Source organism: Pseudoalteromonas sp. NZS11_1 (assembly GCF_015864275.1).
Taxonomy (GTDB): Bacteria; Pseudomonadota; Gammaproteobacteria; order Enterobacterales; family Alteromonadaceae; genus Pseudoalteromonas; species Pseudoalteromonas arctica.
In genome coordinates, this window is the sequence record NZ_JADYXK010000005.1 from 48,460 (window position 1) to 68,468 (window position 20,009).

The following is a 20,009-nucleotide window of genomic DNA, read 5'->3' on the forward strand; positions in this document are numbered from 1 at the left end:
CTATTTTATTCGCTTACTATCTTCATCTGTTTCTTTTATTCTTTTTACTAAAAAGTCGACCGCCGCTTTTACCTTTGGTACTAAATAGCGCTGCTTTTGATACAACAAATAAACCGCCATAGTCGCATTTTGGCTTATCGCTAATTCATGCTCAAACTTAAGCTCTTGCAACTGGCCAGACTCAAGGTATGAGTCGAGCGCCCACCGAGTAGACATTAAAATGCCCTCACCATTACACGCTTTTTTAGCCAGCCACGAACCGTTATTTGAAATAGCGACCGCAGGCCCAGAAACGTCGTGCCATTGCTCATCTACTTTACATAACCACGGCGTTGGCCCCGCTGGCGTTTTAAAATAAAGGCCACTGTGGTCCTTTAATTCCATAATTAAAGTAGGCACGCCGTATTTTTGTAAATAGCAGGGTGACGCGACAGGAATAAAGCCATTATCCATTAGTTTTATTGCTAGCACGCGTTCATTTGGCGCATAACCACCACGAATAGCAATATCTACATCGTCACGCCCAAGTGTAGACAGCTCATCACTTAAGCTAACATCTAATATAATTTCGGGGTATAGCGCGCTAAATTCATCAAGCAGAGGCAGTAATATTTTATCACCAAAACTCACCATTGAGCTTATACATAATCGCCCCATTGGTGTTGTTTGATAACTGCGCACTGTTTCGTGGCTTTGCTCTAGCTGATTTAATATTTGCTGAACATCGTTATAGTAAATTTGCCCAACTTCGGTCAATTTAACTATGCGAGTCGAACGCTTTAAAAGCGTCGCCCCTAGGCTTTTTTCTAAATCAGCAACTCGCCGTGACAACGACGAGGGCGGCACATCAAATGCTTTTGCGGCTTTGGTAAAACTGCCCGTTTCAACCACCTTAATAAAATACCGTATGGCTTTTAGTTGATCCAAGTTGCCTCTCCATTAAATAAAATGCTTTATTGTCTTAAAGACAAAAGTGATTCGCATTTTCCCCTATATATAAGCAAATTAAAACAAGTAATAATGTACTCAACCTAAAGACAGGGACTTAAATTGCATTTTTTGGCAATGAGTATCTTCACGTTAATGATGGAAAGCTGACTTATGATTACTTTGCACGGTTTTGCTGCTAGCAACTATTACAACCTAGTTAAACATGTACTTTTACACAAACAACTGCCATTTAAAGAACACCTTGTTTACGGCGGTAGTGAAGAGTTACTAGCAATCAGCCCTGCAGGCAAAGTGCCTGCAATCACAACAGCTAACGGGCTTAATATTTCAGAGTCGAGTGTTATTTGCGACTTTATAGAAGAGTCGTACCCACAAACCCCGCTATATCCTGAAGATGCAGGTGAGCGCGCAGTTGTACGTCAAATTATGAAAATGGCAGAGCTTTATTTTGAACTGCCAAGCAGACGGTTCATCCCTTATGTATTTTCAGGCGCTGAAGTACCTGAAACAACTAAAGCCGAAGTACGCCAAGTATTAACGCGTGGCGTAACCGCTTTAAGTAGCGTGTGTAAGTTTTCGCCGTGGATTGCAGGCGAGCAATTTACAATGGCAGACATTTACGTTTATTACGTAAACACCATAGTTAGCGCCTTTGGCTCAAGCCAGCTTGATTGGGATGTACTTGCACAAGTTCCCGGCATGAAAAAGTGGAACGAAACAATGAGCCAATTAACCATTGCCCAAAACATAGAGGCCGATCGCCAAGCGAATATGGCTGAATTTATGCAAAAAGTGAAAGCGCAAATACAGGCAGCTCAAAGCAAGTAATTACGCTATACGCTAACCATTCTCAATTTATAGGAACAGTCTTATGACAGATACAAATATCCAACTGACTTCAACTATCAGCGAAGACAATAAACTAACACTTGCCTTAAAAAACATCGAGATGCCAAAGCCAAATGCCGATGAAGTGGTTATTCGCATTGAAGCTGCACCATTAAACCCATCAGACTTAGGCGTTTTATTCAGCGCAGCTGATATGTCTACTGCAAAGCAATCGGGTATTGATGAAGACCCAGTAATTACTGCCGATGTTCCAGCTCAATTTATGCCATCACTTAAAACCCGTGTAGGTAAAGCAACACCCGTAGGTAATGAAGGCGCGGGCACCGTAGTGGCAGCAGGCTCATCGCCAGCCGCACAAGCATTAATGGGCAAAACAGTGGCTGTTATTGGTGGCGGTACGTATCGTCAATTTATATGTGCCAATGTACAAAGTTGCCTAGAGCTAAAAGAAGGGACTACTGCTAAAGAAGGTGCATCATCTTTTGTTAACCCACTTACCGCACTAGCAATGGTAGAAACCATGCGCGCTGAAGGCCATAAAGCCATTATCCATGCCGCTGCAGCTTCTAACCTTGGCCAAATGCTAAACCGTATTTGTATTGCCGATGGCGTTGATTTAATTAATATTGTTCGCAAGCCAGAACAAGAAAAGTTACTGCGCGATATGGGTGCTAAATACGTTGTTAACTCAAGCAGCGACACTTTTCTTGCTGACCTAACAGCTGCAATAATTGAAACCGGTGCAACTATAGCGTTTGACCCTATTGGTGGCGGCCAACTAACAAGTGACATTCTTAACTGTATGGAAGTTGCAGCTGCGCGCGATATGAAAGAGCACACAATTTATGGCTCTGACACATTTAAACAAGTGTACATTTATGGCGCACTAGACCGCGGCCCTATTACACTAAACCGTAACTTTGGCTTTGCTTGGGCTGTAAACGGGTTCTTGTTATTTAATGCTTTAGGTAAATTAGGCACAGATACAGTAATGAAAATGCGCAAACGCGTTGCTGATGAAATCACCACTACATTTGCGAGCAACTACACGCACGAAGTGTCATTAGCTGAGGTACTACATTTACAGTCAATTGCCGCTTATTCTAAACAAGCAACAGGCGAGAAGTACTTAATTAAACCTCAAGCTTAATTAAATATTCTTCGTTAAAAATTAAAAAGCAGATGCTAATTAGGTATCTGCTTTTTTATCGTAATAAAAACTTAAAAATATAATGAATGCGCAATAGGCTCGCTAATTGTTATTGAATTTATAATTTTTAATACATTCAAGCCATCAATGAATTTTGGTGTAAATGAATATCTAAATTACTTAACGTATTTAAGAACGTATCTTTAGAAATATCACCTAGAATCACCTTCTAGCATTATAAAACTTCAACAAAGATCCTCTTTGATCAAACTACTCAATAATTGTACTAATTAATGCAATTAGTCATAAATCTGTAACCTTGATCCGCGATAATCTCTATCCGATAAATGAATAAACTCAAGAAGACTAAGTAAGATGAGTACACCCTTAGTGCAACTAACATTTGCACAGCAATCATTTGATGATTCTATGTCTGCGGCGATGAGCCACGCTATGGAATATGAAAAACTATCACTAAAAGCCAGTGCTGCGCATAATATTACGCTGCAGTGTGTGTTGCCTGATGGCGTAAATGAGAGCGATGTTATTTCACTAAGTGCAACGCAGCCCAGTGCCCGTGGGGCGCAGTATTTTACTGAAAAAACGCTGAGCAATGCAGACCTTGAATCTGGTACTGTAAATCTAACTTTAAGTAACATTACACAAAGCCAGTGTTTTGTAGTGCAAATGATGCTGCACGGAAAAAACACGACTTTAAAAGAAAGCCAACAACTCGATGTGTACATTAAAGCATTTGAGCAAGGCTATATTCCTGAGCAAATAAAAACTGAACATACCAAGTCACAGGGCGTTCGTAGCTACTTTGCAAGTATGGGTTCTACGTTTTTATCGCTGTTTTAGTGCTGGCTGCACTTAAATTACGCGATGCGACAAGTTATTAGTCTGCAAAACTTACTTTACCCATAGTAACTCCCGCAATACCTTGTGCAGTATTACTTAGGTGTTGCTGCTCTCCTGCTAGGCATTCGTTTGCTAAAATAGCAAATAACACAGCCTCTTTTGCATCGGGATTTATACCTAAATCGTCGGTATTTTTAAAAGCCTTAATACGTGGGCAAAGCACTGTAAGTTGCGCCATTAGTAACGGGTTATGAATACCGCCACCACTTGCATACACCACACAATTTTGTACGCGCTCTGCACACTCGTTTAATGCATTTGCTATAACGGTTGCAGTAAAGGTATTTAAGGTGGCCATTACATCTTCATGGCTTAAATGGTGAGTATTTGTAAGCTGCTGTGCGGCGTTTAAATACGCTAAGTTAAATACCTCAGGCCCTGTGGTTTTAGGCATTGGAAGTTTAAAAAATGCGTTATTACATAATGCATTTAGTAATGGTGTATTTACCTTGCCTGCTTTTGCTATTTTTGCGCCATCGTCATAATGTAGCCCAGTAAAATGTTGCTGTACGTAGGCATCCATAATGGTATTACCGGGGCCAATATCGGAGCTAAACACGCCGTTTGCATCACCATTTTTGGGTAAAAACGTTAAGTTAGCAATGCCGCCCATATTTAGCAAAATCCGACTCTCAGCAGCGCTCGAAAAATACAAATAATCGCCATACACAGCAAGCGGTGCGCCCTCGCCTCCTGCGGCTATGTGTTTTTGCCTAAAGTCACCAATGGTTGTAATACCCGTAGTAACGGCTATTTGGTCGCTATCGCCAATTTGTAAGGTGCCATTAGTAAAGCTTTTGTGGTTATGCTGCGACTGCGGGCAGTGATAAATGGTTTGCCCGTGACTTGCTATTACATCAATACTTGCTGGGTTTATATTCCACTTAGCTAAGCACTGATTAACCATATTGCCATGGAGTTTACCTACCCACGGGTGCAGTAAAGTTACAAGCTCTAAATCACATTCTCGCTTAGCAAATACCTGCTTTATTTTAGTTTTATAATCGTCGTTGTAGTCAACTGTGGTAAAATTTAAAACCTCAATGTGTGTATTTAAGCCCGCGCCCGTTACTTTACACAGTGCAACATCAAGCCCGTCCAACGAGGTACCGCTCATTAAACCAATAATTAAACGGCTTGGTTTTTGGGCGCTGTTATAAAGTGCTTTAATGTGAGGGTGCATAATGGCATCTAAAATAGGTGTAATATTTTGCTTATATTAGAGGACTTTAAAACAAAGTAATAGCCGTAAAGAGTTTAATTTAGGTTCTGATTGTTTAACGTTAAAATGATTGTTAAGTTAGTGTGCATACTAAAAATTTATGAAAAAATATGATCACCCTCAGAGAGTTTAAAGCCCAAGACGCGCCTTTTATTATTAGCACCTTAAATGATGAACAGGTAACGCGTTATTTATCGTCAAAAATTCCGTTTCCGTATACGCAAGCCGATGCTGATTGGTGGATAAACCAAGGCTCAAAAAACGGCGTAATTGATGCAACGGCTAAGGCCATTGAGGTTAATGGGCAATTTGCCGGCTGTATTGGCATAACTCCCGGCGAATTTGAATACAGCCACAGTGGCGAAATTGGTTATTGGCTAAATAAAGCCTATTGGGGGCAAGGCATTATTACTCGCGCTATTGAACTTATATGCAATGAAGCGTTTGCGCAATCCAACATAAACAGAATTTTTGGCGCTGTGTTTGCTGGTAATACCGGCTCTATGAAAGCACTTATTAAAAGTGGCTTTGAGCAAGAGGCTGTGCTTAAACAGGCCATTTATAAAAACGGGGTATTTTACAACAATCATATATTTAGTAAGCTCAAAGCAGACTAATTACTCTAATTAAATTTGCGCAAAGGTTGAATTATCAACCACCCGCCCAAAACTCCTTTATTAAGGTACGCATTGTACATATTCATACTGCTTAGCCGCGCATTATTGTTTAGCTGAACACGATTTTTAAAGCGTAAACATTCGGTAAGTAGTTTATTTATATTAATAGGAGATCTTATATGTCTACGACTAGTCGCCAACTTACTCTTGAATCACGCCCTAATGGCGCTCCAACAGATGAAAACTTTAAATTAAAAACGGTAGAGCTTCCTGCATTAAAAGACGGCGAAGTTTTACTACGTACTATTTACCTATCACTAGACCCGTATATGCGTGGTCGTATGAGTGATGCTAAGTCGTACGCTGACCCAGTTAATATTGGCGATGTAATGGTTGGCGCAACAGTGTGCCAAGTAGAAGAGTCTAAAAACGATAAGTTTAGGATCGGTGAATGGGTACTTGCCTACACAGGTTGGCAAGACTACGCCATTACCGATGGTGAAGGCTTAATGCAGTTAGGTAAAGAGCCTGCAAACCCTTCATACGCATTAGGTATTATGGGTATGCCTGGCTTTACTGCTTACATGGGTTTACTTGATATTGGCCAGCCTAAAGAAGGCGAAACCGTAGTTGTTGCAGCAGCAACAGGCCCAGTAGGTGCAACGGTTGGTCAAATAGCTAAAATTAAAGGCTGTAAAGTAGTGGGTGTTGCTGGTGGTAGCGAAAAATGTGCACACGCCGTTGAAAAACTAGGGTTTGATGCCTGTATTGATCACAAAGCTGATGACTTTGCAGAGCAGTTAGAAAAAGCCTGTGATAAAGGCATTGATGTTTACTACGAAAATGTGGGCGGTAAAGTATTCGACGCCGTACTACCATTACTAAATACCGCAGCACGCGTACCATTGTGTGGTTTAGTATCGCAATATAACGCAACTAGCTTGCCAGAAGGCCCAGACCGTTTAGGTATGCTAATGGGTCAATTGCTTACTAAGCGTATTAAAATGCAAGGCTTTATCATTTTTGATGATTACGGCGACCGTTACGACGAGTTTGCACAAGACATGCAAAAATGGCTACAAGACGGAAAAATTCAATACCGTGAGCACATGGTAGAAGGCATCGAAAATACAGTAGACGCGTTCAACGATATGATATGCGGTAAAAACTTTGGTAAAACTGTGGTTAAAATTAATAACCCACTTTAATTTTATACGGCTTGTAAGGCAAAGCCCTTACAAGCCACAAAAGGACTGACATGATTAAACTACACCATTTAAATAAATCCCGTTCTAAACGCGTAATTTGGCTTTTAGAAGAGCTAAATGTTGACTACGAAATTGTGGCTTATCAGCGTAATAAAGACACATTTTTAGCCCCTGACGAACTAAAGCATATTCATCAACTTGGCAAGTCACCGGTAATTGAAGATGGCGGTTTAATTATTGCTGAATCAGGCGCTATTACCGACTACCTTATTTCTAAATACGGTAACGGTAAATTTGCTCCAAAAGTAGATACCGCTGAATATGTTGACTACCAGCAATGGCTGCACTTTGCAGAAAGCTCAGCAATTTTACCGCTTTTACTTAAAATGTTTGTACTAAAAGACGGCGCTAAAACGCAGTTTTTAGAAGGCTATGCTGACGCTGAAACAGCTAAAGTAATTAGCTACTTTAACGACCGCCTTGAAGGTAAACGTTATTTAGTGGGCGATACCCTAACGGGCGCTGACTTTATGATGTCGTTTATTGTTGAAATAGTTAAAAACTCAGGTCAACTAGCGCACTTTAAAAACCTCGTTAAATACGACGAGCAATTACAAAGCCATGAGAAGTTTCATACAGCTAATGAGCTAGAAGCAAAGTACGACTAAACTTTTATATAATATTTTTATATAACACTAAGGGGCATTTAGCCCCTTTTTTAATGCCTGAAAAACACTACTCATTAAAGTTACGCTTGTAAACTAAATTAACAAACAACCCCTTATTGCTAATAAAACTTTAATTAATAAGGCATAATGCTGCTATTGTTTTAGAATAATCACTAATAATACAAGCTGCTCTTGCGCGTATTGACTCACACTTGGGATCAACCATGACCATAAACATGCGTTTAACGACCGGCTTTGGCGTAATTTTATCAATGATGCTTATTTTAACCATTATTGGCATTTCGCGCGTTAGCCTCATTAATAATAACATTACCCACATGACCGACGTAAATTCGGTAAAGCAACGTTACGCAATTAACTTTAGAGGCAGCGTACACGACAGAGCAATAGCCGTACGCGATGTAGTGCTAATTACCGATCAAAGCAGTTTAAGCTCCGTGTTAAAGAGCATAAAAGAGCTAAACGCATTTTACCAAACGTCAAGCCGATCTATGGCCGAGCTAATGGGTAATATGAATAGTGAAGAACGCGCTCTAATTAATAAAATAAATCAAATAGAGCAGCGCACTCAGCCTTTTATTCAAGGTGTAATAAAAGCTAAAAATGCAGGAAACCTAAACGAAGCTGAGCGCATTTTATTAACCGATGCGCGCCCTGCGTTTACCCAGTGGCTAAATGTTATAAACCAATTTATAAACCTGCAAGAGCAAGCAAATCAAACCACCACTATTGATACTCTCGATATTGCCAGCTCGTTTAAAATTTGGATGATTTCGCTCACCGCGCTTGCCTTTTTAATAGGCACAAGCGTTGCGTATGTTATTAGCCAACTGATCAGAAATTCAGTAGGTGGCGAACCACAAGAAGCTGCTGAAGTAATTGCCCTTATTGCGCAAGGCGACTTAAGAGGTGATGTACAGTCGTGTTGCCCAAATAGCATGATGGCTTCTGTAGGGGTTATGCAATCTAAATTAAAAACCATTGTAGATAGCATTATTAACTCATCTGAAGAGCTTTCTACACACTCTGCAAGCGTAGCATCTGGCTCGCAGCAAGCACTTAGTGCCGCTGACGCACAAGTAACTTATACAAACTCGGCAGTAAGCAGCCTCGAAGAAATGAGCCGTAGTATCCATGCTGTAGCCGACTCAGTTAGGCAAACAGAAGATAACTCAAAAATAACCGCGCAATTATCGCAGCAAGGTAGTATTGCAGTGCAAAAAGTAGCGGCCGAAATTGAGCAAATCTCAGTAACCGTAAAAGCCACAGTTACCCAAGTAAACGTGCTGCAAGAACATGTAAAACACATTGGCGATATTTTAAGTGTGATCCGCAGTATTTCTGATCAAACAAACTTGCTTGCACTAAATGCAGCAATAGAAGCTGCAAGAGCAGGCGAAACAGGCCGAGGGTTTGCTGTTGTTGCTGACGAGGTAAGACAACTTGCCCAGCGTACTGGTGATGCAACTGGCGATATTGAAAAGATGATTTTGCAAGTACAAGAAAACACGCAAGCGTCGGTAACAGCTATGGAAACCACAGTACCACAAGTAGAAAATGGCCTAACGCTTACTCACGAAGCAAACGAGTTACTCCATCAAATACAGCAACAAGCTAACGATTCATTAAGTAACGTGCTTGAAATTGTTGAATCAACATCAAACCAAGTAGCCACCGTGGCGCAAATTAGTACCGGCGTTGAAGAAATTGCCAGTATGTCCAAAGAAACCAGCATGTCGCTTAACAGTAACGCACAAGAAGCCGTTGCATTAGCTGACCTTTCAAACACACTTAAAAAGTATATTAGCTACTTTAAAGTTTAATTTTTATAGTAAGCAATAAACAAAGGGGCTTTTAAGCCCCTTTGTTGTTTATGTACATTAATAATAGCGGACTATATACCTGCTAAATCGCGCTCGATAATACACTCGTCTGACGCCATCTCAAACTCTCGGCAAACTAATGGGCGGTTTTCGTAAATAGAGCACATAAGCGTATTGCGGTCGAGTGCTTGGCACCAACCGTCGTCAGCGCGTTTCATTACTTCGCTGCCCCATTTATCGTATTTAATGTAGTTAAATGGCACGCCGGTGTCGGTTACTATGCGCACTTCTAATTGGCAACAACAGGCTTGGCAGTTAGCACACGTAACGGGCTCTGGGGTAGTAGAAATATTTTCAACGGGGATAACAATATGAGGCATAGTGGCTTACTTTTTTGAATAAGCCACTAGGATACAGTAACTAATTTAACGCGCTAGTAGTTTTGCTTTAATATCGCTGTAACGCATCTGCTCGCATAGTGCAAAGCCACTCAGCTGGCGCACTTTATTACGTGCAAATAATGGCACACTCATCCCCGCTAAAAAGCGGCAGTGGGTTTCAATACCCACATTATGGTTACCTTTGCCTGCCATATGCGCTAAAAACTCATCGACCTTTTGATAAATAAGTTGCTCGTCAATATATGCAGGCTCTATAGAGTATTCAAGCTTAACCGCATGGCCTCTACATACACTACAATGCCCACATTGCTCAGGTGCATTTTGATCGTCAAAATAGCGCGCTAAGTTATAGCTTAAGCAACTTTGTAGCTCAAAAAAGCGTACCAGTGCAGCAATACGTTTAATTTCGGCTTGTTCTTTATCGGTAAAATAGTCGTGAAGTTGCTGGGCAAGTTCAGGGTTATTTATAACCTCTCCATGCACTTTGTATACTTGGGTAATACGTTTGGTTTCGAGCGTTATTAGGTTTTTTTCGGCTAGGTAATCAAGAGCAGCCACTACACGTTTTCGATCAACCTGCGCAGCTTGTGTAAGGGAGTCAAAATTTAGCGTGCCCCATATTTTTTTAAAATCGGTATGGCTAAATATTTGTGTTAAAAATGCTTGGCGTTGCTCATCAAAATGACCAAGTAGCTCGTTTTTATCAACCAAAAATTTGTATTTAAAATCGGCGTAGTAAGCATATTGCGGCGTTATTGCGCCTTGCATTTCAAGCTGTACTAACAAGGTTTTAAGGGCCAGTTGCCTAATATTACTTTCGCTCGATAAGCTGTATTCTTGCATTTCCCATTGCTGGTGGCTTTGGCGAATATCGTTAATTACGTATTCAATACCGCTAAGCTCAGGGGTGTCGCCATATACAAAGTTTTCAACCGTATTTAGGCCGTCTAGGTTAGCAAGCGTGTAACAATTTGATGGATTGCCATCGCGCCCTGCTCGGCCAATTTCTTGGCTGTAGTTTTCTATCGATTTTGGTAAGTCGTAATGTATAACAAAGCGAATATCAGATTTATCAACGCCCATACCAAAGGCTATGGTTGCCACAACAACGTTAATTTTACCGCCCATAAAGTCATCTTGAATTTGCCAGCGTAGCGTATCTTCAAGCCCTGCATGGTAAGCAACGGCATGCACACCTTGCGCACTTAGCACATTAGCAACTTGCTCAGCGCTTTGCTGTAGCGTTACATACACAATACCTGGGCCACTTTGCGCACGCACAATGTTGGTAAGCTCGGTGTTTTTATCGGCGGTTTTAACGCTCAACACACTTAAATCTAAATTAGCGCGGTAAAAGCCCGTTTGCACAATGCACTCAGGCGCAATAGCAAATCGCTCTGCCATATCGCGTTTTACTTTTTTAGTCGCCGTTGCAGTAAGTAACAACACTAAAGGAATATTAAGCTCTTCGCGGTAACGCGGCAATTTAAGGTAGTCGGGTCTAAAGTTATGGCCCCACTCAGATATACAATGCGCTTCGTCTACCACTAACATCGAAAGCGCCACTTGGCTTATAAACTCTCTAAAACGCTCGTTTTTAAAGCGCTCAACCGACACCATTAGTACTTTAATTTTACCATTTCGCACATCATTCATTACGGTGCTGCTTTGCATTTGATCTTGGCTCGAATCAAGGCTTGCCGCGTAAATACCTTTGCTATTTAAAAAGCTAATTTGATCTTTCATCAATGCAAGCAAAGGCGAAACCACTAAGGTTAAATTTGGTAAATGCAACGCAGTTAATTGATAGCACAACGATTTACCCGAGCCGGTCGGAAATATAGCCAACGACGATTGACCATTTAAAAGCTGCTCTATAGTCTGTTGTTGCCCTGTTCTAAATTGGCTAAAACCAAAGTGCTGCTCAAGTGATTGAATTAGTGGCGTGGTCATAAATGTCCTTTTCGGTGTTTTTAACAGCAATTTAACTGCACAGCTAAACGATAAAAAAGTGAGTATAACTTATATGCCTTTATTCAGCATTTTTTGCTGACATCGGTTTTATTTAGGCGCAAACTAGGCACCCATAAAATGAGTAGTAACTACTTGTTGCCAAAATAATTTATTGATACCCAAGTCACCTTAAAAAACTAATAAAAATACAGATCACTTGGGTATATTATTTTTAAGGGCAACGTTATGAGTATTACAATACCTAAAATCGTCGTTATTGGCGGTGGTGCTGGCGGATTAGAACTTGCAACCCAACTGGGGCATAAGCTAGGGAAAAAAAAACAAGCAGATATACTGTTAATAGACAAAAACCGTACCCACATATGGAAGCCGTTACTGCACGAAGTAGCGACAGGCTCTATTGACCCCGATTTAGATGGCGTTGTGTATTCAGCCCATGCCGCAAAACATCATTATCGTTTTCAACTTGGTACTTTTTGCAATATAGACCAAAGCAATAAAACAATTACCCTCTCCCCATTAAACGACGAGTTAGGCCACACTATTTTACCTGGGCGTACAGTTCGTTACGATCACCTTGTTATTGCCATCGGCAGCGTAAGTAACGACTTTAATACCCCAGGTATAAAAGAGCATTGCTACTTTTTAGATTCAAGCCAACAAGCAGAGCGCTTTCAGCACTCATTACTAGATAGCTTTACGCGCCTTCACCAAGACGACAACCAACAGCAATCACTTAATATTGCCATTGTTGGCGGCGGTGCTACCGGTGTTGAGCTCTCAGCTGAGCTTTATCATGTGTCTGAGCTATTAAAGCTTTATGGCTTAACAAATATGTCGTCTAAGCGTTTGCATATTCATTTAATTGAAGCTGGCCCGCGTATTTTACCTGCATTACCAGAGCGTATTGCCGTTAGTGCTAAACGTGAGCTATTAAAGCTTGGCGTAAACGTGCGCGAGCAAACGCAAGTAAAAGAAGGTACCGCACAAGGCTTTATCACCAAAGACGAAGAACACATTGATGCCGATATAATGGTGTGGGCGGCAGGCGTAAAAGCACCTGATTTTATTAAAGACTTAGGTGTTTTTGAGCTTACTCGTAGCAACCAAATTCAAGTAAATGAGTTTTTACAAAGCACCGTAGACGAAAGCATTTTTGTATTAGGCGATTGCTGCGCATTTACCCAAGCCGACGGCAAGCAAGTACCACCACGCGCACAATCGGCGCATCAAATGGCGTTATGCGTCGAAAAAAACCTCATCGCAACTCTAAAACAGCAACCTCTACGCGGCTTTAAATACAGCGACCATGGCTCGCTTGTTAACTTATCGAGCTACAGCACCGTGGGTAACTTAATGGGTAACCTCACCAGCAATACCTTTTTTATTGAAGGTAAAATTGCCCGCTTTATGTATATATCTTTATACCGTATGCACCAACGCGCCATACATGGCAGCGCAAAAACCTTTGCATTATGGATAAGCGAAAAAGTACTGCGTGTAGTGCGCCCAAAAATGAAATTGCATTAAAAGCAAACTGAATTAGCAGCCTATAAAATGGCTTTAATAAATTAATACTTTATTAAAGCCTCTTACACTATTAGTATCTAAAATAGTACCATGTGGATAATTGAAATAGTGAACCTAAAGGATTAACGTTTATGAAAAAAGGACCCCTGGCGCTTATTGCCATTGCTACGGTTGTATTGGCAACTTATATATTTATAGCTCAATCCAGCTCATCAGTAGTAAAGCAAAATTTAAAACCTGCCTCAAATATAGTTCAGCCCAAAATAAAACAACAAAAGCAGATCGTTCAAGCATCCCCACAACAGAAAGTAGTAAAACTAAAATACGAGATTAGCCTTTGTAAAAATAAATCGGCTGATAAAGCCCAAAAAATAAATGAAATAAATCAATCGCTTACTTCATTTTTTAAAAATGAGCTCAACAAAGGTACTTCTGTCGCCGACCTATTAATGTATTCAGGTTTGTATGAGGCATCTTATCAGTCATATACAACGCTACTTAAAGAAGCGATTAAAGATAAACAAAAAAAAGACTATAAAATAATTGAAAGCATAGCTATTTTAGCTGACTGGCAAGGCATTGAAGCTATTCAAAATTTCACCAGTGATAAAGTAAAAGAGATAGTGCAGCAGTTAGGTTCGGCTACCCAAAGCCCTGCTGGTTTAACATTTAACGTTCCACTTGATGAAAATGTAAAAAAAGAAACCCTCTATGCGCTATTAAACAATTCCGACACGTTTACCACTTATTTGCAGTCGTTTATTCGTATTGAAGGTAGTAATGTTATCTCTCCCGCCACGCTACTTATGCTCAATGCAAATAAACTTTCAATTGACGAATTTGAGCATGTAATTGCAGTAAATCAATTTACGGTAAATGAACTCGCAGTAGCTATAAATAACGGTCTACCTAATGAGTATATTTTTGCGCTAATGGAGCAAGTACCTTCACTTAATGATATGCCTATTTATGACAATTTTACCGTTTTATATAACTTAGCCGATTTAGCTATTAGCCAATTTAATTTACCCTTAGTAAAAGCATTAAAACAAGCAGGAGTCTCACCAACCAATAAGGTAGGCCTATTTACAGCGTTAGATATTGCCATAATTAATTTACCTAAAAACGGAAACTTAACTTTAGAGGATTTAGATAAAAGTAAGACTGATATGCTGGATTACTTAATCGCCGAAGGATATAAAGCCCATGGTGAGTTTAATTATAAAAATTCATCAGATAAGACTCTACTTTTTGAAAACAAATTTAAATATCAACAAGGTACCTTTATTAGTGAGCAAACAAACCCTTTAAGCTACCTCTACTTTAGCCAAATCTCTATAATTGAAAACTCTATGCTGCCTAGAGTAACTGAGCCAGATAACTCTGAAATATCTCAATTTTTACTAGAACTACAACATAAAAAAGAAGACCTAGATTCAGCCTCAAGCAATTGTAATCAATTAACAGAAAAGCTGTTTGCAACCCAAAAGCTCATACAAGATAGAGACGCTTACGCAAAAGTTCGCGAAATTGGAAAAGAATATGGCAGTAACTTTGAAGACGTATTACAAAATATAGACCCTGTTTTAGTTAATTATTGGTGGAACACTCTTGCCCGCCGTACCTCTTCAGATAGAAGCGATAGTGTATTTCGTGAATATTTAGCTAAAAAAGAATTTCAAAAAGCACATGAATACAGCCAGACAACTCCACTAAATCAAACAGAGACAAACGTGCTATTTATTAGGTTACTTAAGAATCCATATGACTTAGTGCCTATTTGGAATAGTCGAACGCTACCTATCCCTCCAACAGAGTTGGTTAGACTAAGCTGGATTCCGCTTAGTCAATGGCAAGAACTTGCACAACTTGGTTTTGATTTTTCGATTACCGATATACATGGACGCGACGTTTATACACAAGCTGCGTCGTCTTCTGTCGAGGCAGTCCAATTTCTAATTGATAACAAAATACCGACTGTTCCCAGTAAACTTGGCGTAGATATACTAGACTTAGCGCTAGAACAAAGCTACACCCAAGGTGAGTTAAGCCCAATGGTTCCTTTAGCTTTGCAGCTTGTTGAAAAATTTGAACCAAACCACTTTTCTCGCGTTGCCCGATTAAAAACATTTTATCCTGAAGTTTATCAGCAGTTAGTACAACTTAACTCTGCGCTTAAACCATTAGAGGAAACAACGTTAAATAGCTATACTTTTTATAATCACTGATCTTCATAGCAGGCGAGCCATAAATTAGCTCGTCATTACCTGATGAATATTGTCTTTAATATTTAACATTGTCTGTGTAGAGTATTTAAAACAACTAAGGGAATTGGGTTATGACAGGTAAAACGCTAATTTTTAACTTTGACGGCACAGGAAACGAGCCCCGTGACGCAGAACAATTTAGCTCAGATCATTTTAAAGAAGACTCTAATATTACCAACATTCTAAAACTGCATTTACTGCTTGGCGGTAAATTAGAAGACTCCCCTATTACTCCTTTTGCTAACCAACTCAGTTTTTATTATCAAGGTATTGGTACTAAAGGCAGCCGCCTTAAACGTATTTTAAACCAAACTCTTGCACCTCGTGGTGACGACGTAGCCAGTATTTTAAATCAAGCATTAAGCGACTTTAAAGCTCACTATCAACTAGGCGATACCATACTGCTAACGGGTTTTAGCCGAGGCGCTGCACTTGCAAGGCGTTTTGCCAAAATCCTAGAACCTTTAGTTGCTGATAATGTTTACATATGTGTGTTTGATACCGTTGCCTCTATTGGCTTATCAAAAGTAAGTAAAGCCACACGTGGCGCAGAGCATGTTATTTTTGAAAACCACACCATTGCCAACAACATTACTCACGCGCTGCACTGCGTAGCACTTGACGAAAAACGCCGCGCCTTTGAACCCACACTCATGAACCATCAAAATAATATTACCGAACTATGGTTTGCAGGTGCGCATTCAGACATTGGCGGTGGTTACTACCGCGATGGCCTAGCCGATATTAGCTTGCGCTATGCACTTGAGTGGTTAATAGAACAACCGCTTAATATATCTTTACTCACTAGCCACGATATAGATTACGAAACCCTACTCCCCGATAGCAACTTAGTAGCACAAGATGACGTAACCGTAACGCCCGATCCGCTCGCATTAAGTCATCAACAAAATTACTTTTGGTTTAACCCGTTTTTTAAATTAGTAGATAGAGAGTGCTATGTATTAATTGATGACGAAGCCAGCAACCTTGAGCCCTTAGTACACTACAGCGTAGCCGAACGCATTAATAAGCTAACCAGCTATCGCCCAGAATCGCTTAAAAAACTGCATTACAAAATTAGCTACAACGACAACACCACGCTTAGCTTTATTGGTTTAAGCCAACATATAGAACTGGCTAATCAAAACATGAGTGTGCTGAGCATTAACCAAAGCCAAGATGTAATGGTATTTGCCTCTGAGCAATACAACGCAACCGGGCTCATGCTAGAGCAAAGCGCTACGTACCGCTTTACCCCATACCCAAATCAATACTGGTTTGACGATGGCATAAAGTGCACGCCATTAGGCTGGAACCGCGACAACGTACAACTTGGCGTAAAAGAAATCCCAATGGCCGTACTCGAACCATTTAGACGATTTCCTCGCGCACAATGGTTTTCACTCATTGGTGCTATAAATAAAAACGACGACCACCTTTTTGAAATAGCTAACGGCGCCGACATTAAAATAGATAAATCAGGCGAGTTTTGTCCGTTTGCAAACGACCTAAGCCGCTTTTATGGCGCTAATGCAGGTAAAATAAAAGTGAAAGTAACGCGGCTGGGATAAGAGGTAACCGAAGCTTTTAAATTGAAGATGCGATTTTACATCGCGCTTTGGCTTTATAAAAACACCCGCGAGGTATAAAACCTCACCTACAATAATTAAACCACCGCACTCAACAAACCCGTAGGTGCGATTTTACATCGCGCTTTGCCCTCTAGTAATTCAGGCTCATAACTCCCAATCAACGCTACAAAGCCCGCCTAAACTCCTGTAGGCGCAAAGCTTGCTCGCGCGAAAAGCGAAGCTTTTAAATGGTAGATGCGATTTTACATCGCGCTTTGGCTTTATAAAAACATTAAGCGAGGTATAAAACCTCACCTACAACAATTCAAACACCTATTCGCCTCACACAATGAGGCAAACAATATGTGTAATTGCCTCATTAGGCAATTTTGTAACGTGTACTACGCCCACCTGCGGCGGTTTTTGTTAAAAACTCAAGCGTTTGCAAGTCCGATAAATGGCGTGTTGCGGTTGCACGGCTAACCTTAGCCACCTTTTGATACTGACTCGCACTAATACCCTGTTCAAATTGGCCATCAAGTAACTTATTAAGCACTTTTACTTGCTGCTCACCTAGCTTTGTTTGATCTTTACTTGCCCAGTAATTGGTTTTAAAAATTGTTTGCTCAATATTATTAAGCGTATGGTGTATCGCATTATTAAGCGTACATAAAAACCATTTAACCCATTGGGTAATACAAAGATCTCCACGTTGAGTGGCTTCAAGCACCTCGTAGTAGCTTTTTCTGTCTTCTAAAATAGCCACCGACATAGCGTAAAACCGAATTGACTCAGCATGTTCTTGCGCTAATGCCAGGTCGGTTATAAGCCGTGTAATACGCCCATTACCATCCTCAAGTGGGTGTATTGTTACAAACCATAAATGTGCGATAGCTGCCCGAATAAAAGGGTCTATTTGAGGATCGTTTTGCGTTTTGTTAAACCAGTTAAAAAATAGCGAAAGCTCTTTATTTACTCGCTCTTTAGGAGGCGCCGTAAAATGTAATACCGGTTTATCTAAGCGCCCCGACACCACTTGCATTGGCTCGTCACCACGCAATTGCCCGCCCTCAATTTTAGTAAATAAGCTTTGCTCACCTGCAAACAATAAGCGATGCCAATTAATCACTCGCTCTAAATTAAGCGGTGTATCTGTGTTATTTATTGCATCAAGCATAATCTCTGCAAGATTATCGCTTTGCACTGTTGTTGGGTAAGGTTGCTCATTAATATTGAGCTTTTTAGCAAGTGAAGAGCGAACCGAAAATGCATTAAGCTTTTCGCCCTCAATCGCACTGGAGTGAATAATATTTGCAAGTAAAGTATCAAGGGCATGCTGCTTTTGTTGAGCGCTTTGCACGCCCATACGCCCTACTAATAAACCTTGATTATATGAAAGATCCCTTAGTAAAGGCGCAAGCGCCGCAGCATCCCACGTAAAGTTTGGCCAGTTTTGCTGTTGCCATATCCACATAGTCTTTAGTCCTAAAGTTAATTAACTTCAGTCTATGTTATTTAATTGCCTCATGCAATGAGGCGAATAGTAGAGTTAATTGCCTCATTACTTTTAAGCGTTACACAAAACAATAATTCACTTTCCTGTGGTAAAAAATGTATTTTTAAGCAAGGTATAAAACCTCACCTACATCAATATAAACACCACATTCAACAAAAGCGAAGCTTTTAAACTTTTACCTTATTTAAAATATATGCGCTTTTAAAGGCTTTTTTAACCGCTGGGAATATTCACGATTAAGATTAGGAAATTGCTTATACATCATCGTTTTTAATTGCTTTTCAGATAACTTATTACAGAGGAACTCTTGCTCAGCAAGCATTATATTCTTAAGTAACGATCTCCCTGCTTGAGTATCCATTAAAAAGTAAATTGCAGCCCAACTGCTTGCATACAGCTTACTGGTATCACCTTTTTTCCACGAGTCATCCAAACCCACTAACGAATCAATTAAAAATACACTTTTAGTAATATTGTTATTTTTAGTCCATGAACTATTCGGCTCAACAATAGCCATTTGCATATTATTTTTAGTAAGCTCAAAGTATTCAGCAAATCCCTCATTAAACCATCTCGGCGTATAACCTAGCACTGCTTTATTAATGGCGTGCACTGCCTCATGTACCGCAGTTCGCATTGCACTGTGTGCATTATCATAATGAATAAAAGCAGAATTACTCGCGTGAAAATACATACCCGCAGTGTTTGTAGGGTCAGCACTGCGTTGCTTAATTGCGGCCTCATAAGCGCTGCGCGTAGGCAATACCGTTAAATTAAGCTTTACCTTTTTAAGTGCATGCACGCCAATAATCTGCCCGTATACTTTAAATACAGTATTAAGTTTTATGCGTAACTCTTGGTTAAATGACGAAGGTAAATTAGGCGTATTTAAAGTGAGGTCAAAGTAATCTAACGGTTCAATAAAACCAGTATCGTAAGTTGCTACTGCAAAGTCCGGTTTTTTATCACTAAAATGCGGCACACCGTCACTGTCTGTCCACGTAAATATATCGCCATTACGTTTATATTTAACCTTCCCCAACGACACATCCACGCAGCGCGTATTGTTAGCTTGCGATAAATGATTATCGGCAAATACTGATGCATTTTGTAAAGTAGCCGTGCTTATATTTTTGAGCTGTTTAGTTGCTAACGGTTCAGTAGCTACCTGCGACAATAAACTACTATAAATTCGTTTAACCTCGCCTATAGGATCGTAATAATTAAATACCCGCCCAGTAAAATGATTGGCAATGAGGGCCGATGCAATTAGCAGCACAAAAAATACAAACACCACGCGCAATTTTGTTTTAAACATCT

16 protein-coding genes are annotated in these 20,009 nt (G+C 40.2%); 10 read left to right on the forward strand and 6 right to left on the reverse strand.

The annotated features are described in order from the left end of the window. The gene (locus I6F44_RS05990; protein WP_197173423.1) at positions 1–927 is read right to left on the reverse strand and encodes a LysR family transcriptional regulator; all 927 of its coding nucleotides are present in this window, start codon (positions 925–927) and stop codon (positions 1–3) included. Between the two features lie 174 nt (positions 928–1,101). Here I6F44_RS05990 and I6F44_RS05995 point away from each other — a divergent pair, with 174 nt between their 5' ends. The 3 genes from I6F44_RS05995 (at position 1,102) to I6F44_RS06005 (ending at position 3,811) form a co-directional block, all read left to right on the forward strand. Beyond that, positions 1,102–1,779 carry a glutathione S-transferase family protein gene (locus I6F44_RS05995; protein ID WP_197173424.1) on the forward strand — a complete coding sequence of 226 codons (678 nt, stop codon included), beginning with the start codon at positions 1,102–1,104 and terminating at the stop codon, positions 1,777–1,779. A 43-nt stretch (positions 1,780–1,822) separates the two neighbouring features. Next, a complete protein-coding gene (locus tag I6F44_RS06000; RefSeq protein WP_197173425.1) occupies positions 1,823–2,950 on the forward strand; it encodes a zinc-binding dehydrogenase in 1,128 nt (375 codons plus the stop codon). A gap of 375 nt (positions 2,951–3,325) precedes the next feature. Continuing rightward, positions 3,326–3,811 (forward strand): hypothetical protein, encoded by a 486-nt coding sequence (locus tag I6F44_RS06005; RefSeq protein WP_197173426.1) that lies wholly within the window; start codon positions 3,326–3,328, stop codon positions 3,809–3,811. Between the two features lie 37 nt (positions 3,812–3,848). Here the strand turns inward: I6F44_RS06005 and I6F44_RS06010 are convergent, their stop codons facing one another. Further along, positions 3,849–5,054: an anhydro-N-acetylmuramic acid kinase gene (locus tag I6F44_RS06010; protein ID WP_197173427.1), complete on the reverse strand. Its 1,206-nt coding sequence runs from the start codon at positions 5,052–5,054 to the stop codon at positions 3,849–3,851. Positions 5,055–5,203: 149 nt separating this feature from the next. Between I6F44_RS06010 and I6F44_RS06015 the strand changes: the two genes are divergently transcribed. The 4 genes from I6F44_RS06015 to I6F44_RS06030 all read left to right on the forward strand — a co-directional run bounded on the left by I6F44_RS06015 (position 5,204) and on the right by I6F44_RS06030 (position 9,430). Beyond that, a complete protein-coding gene (locus I6F44_RS06015; protein ID WP_197173428.1) occupies positions 5,204–5,710 on the forward strand; it encodes a GNAT family N-acetyltransferase in 507 nt (168 codons plus the stop codon). A 179-nt stretch (positions 5,711–5,889) separates the two neighbouring features. Next, entirely contained in the window at positions 5,890–6,918 is a 1,029-nt protein-coding gene (locus I6F44_RS06020; RefSeq protein WP_101216278.1) for an NADP-dependent oxidoreductase, read from the forward strand. A 50-nt stretch (positions 6,919–6,968) separates the two neighbouring features. Further along, on the forward strand, positions 6,969–7,586 hold the full coding sequence (locus tag I6F44_RS06025) for a glutathione S-transferase family protein (protein WP_007583466.1): 618 nt from the start codon (positions 6,969–6,971) through the stop codon (positions 7,584–7,586). Positions 7,587–7,810: 224 nt separating this feature from the next. After that, on the forward strand, positions 7,811–9,430 hold the full coding sequence (locus tag I6F44_RS06030; protein WP_197173429.1) for a methyl-accepting chemotaxis protein: 1,620 nt from the start codon (positions 7,811–7,813) through the stop codon (positions 9,428–9,430). 71 nt (positions 9,431–9,501) lie between these two features. On the opposite strand, the gene I6F44_RS06035 is transcribed toward I6F44_RS06030, so the two are convergent. Together I6F44_RS06035 and I6F44_RS06040 are read right to left on the reverse strand one after the other, a co-directional pair. Then, complete coding sequence (locus I6F44_RS06035) at positions 9,502–9,810, reverse strand: YkgJ family cysteine cluster protein (protein WP_197173430.1); 309 nt, start codon at positions 9,808–9,810, stop codon at positions 9,502–9,504. A 45-nt stretch (positions 9,811–9,855) separates the two neighbouring features. After that, on the reverse strand, positions 9,856–11,784 hold the full coding sequence (locus tag I6F44_RS06040; protein ID WP_197173431.1) for a RecQ family ATP-dependent DNA helicase: 1,929 nt from the start codon (positions 11,782–11,784) through the stop codon (positions 9,856–9,858). 246 nt (positions 11,785–12,030) lie between these two features. On the opposite strand from I6F44_RS06040, the gene I6F44_RS06045 reads away from it, so the two are divergent. The 3 genes from I6F44_RS06045 to I6F44_RS06055 all read left to right on the forward strand — a co-directional run bounded on the left by I6F44_RS06045 (position 12,031) and on the right by I6F44_RS06055 (position 17,173). Then, a complete protein-coding gene (locus I6F44_RS06045; RefSeq protein WP_007583476.1) occupies positions 12,031–13,335 on the forward strand; it encodes an NAD(P)/FAD-dependent oxidoreductase in 1,305 nt (434 codons plus the stop codon). A 131-nt stretch (positions 13,336–13,466) separates the two neighbouring features. Continuing rightward, positions 13,467–15,563: a cupric reductase gene (locus I6F44_RS06050; RefSeq protein WP_197173432.1), complete on the forward strand. Its 2,097-nt coding sequence runs from the start codon at positions 13,467–13,469 to the stop codon at positions 15,561–15,563. Positions 15,564–15,673: 110 nt separating this feature from the next. Beyond that, positions 15,674–17,173, forward strand: a complete 1,500-nt coding sequence (locus I6F44_RS06055; RefSeq protein WP_165735981.1) for a phospholipase effector Tle1 domain-containing protein — start codon at positions 15,674–15,676, stop codon at positions 17,171–17,173. A gap of 379 nt (positions 17,174–17,552) precedes the next feature. On the opposite strand, the gene I6F44_RS06060 is transcribed toward I6F44_RS06055, so the two are convergent. After that, positions 17,553–18,647, reverse strand: coding sequence for a Fic family protein (locus tag I6F44_RS06060; RefSeq protein ID WP_197173433.1), 1,095 nt, complete (start codon positions 18,645–18,647; stop codon positions 17,553–17,555). A 226-nt stretch (positions 18,648–18,873) separates the two neighbouring features. Then, positions 18,874–20,007, reverse strand: a complete 1,134-nt coding sequence (locus I6F44_RS06065; protein ID WP_197173434.1) for a DUF1570 domain-containing protein — start codon at positions 20,005–20,007, stop codon at positions 18,874–18,876. Between the last annotated feature and the right edge of the window lie 2 nt (positions 20,008–20,009).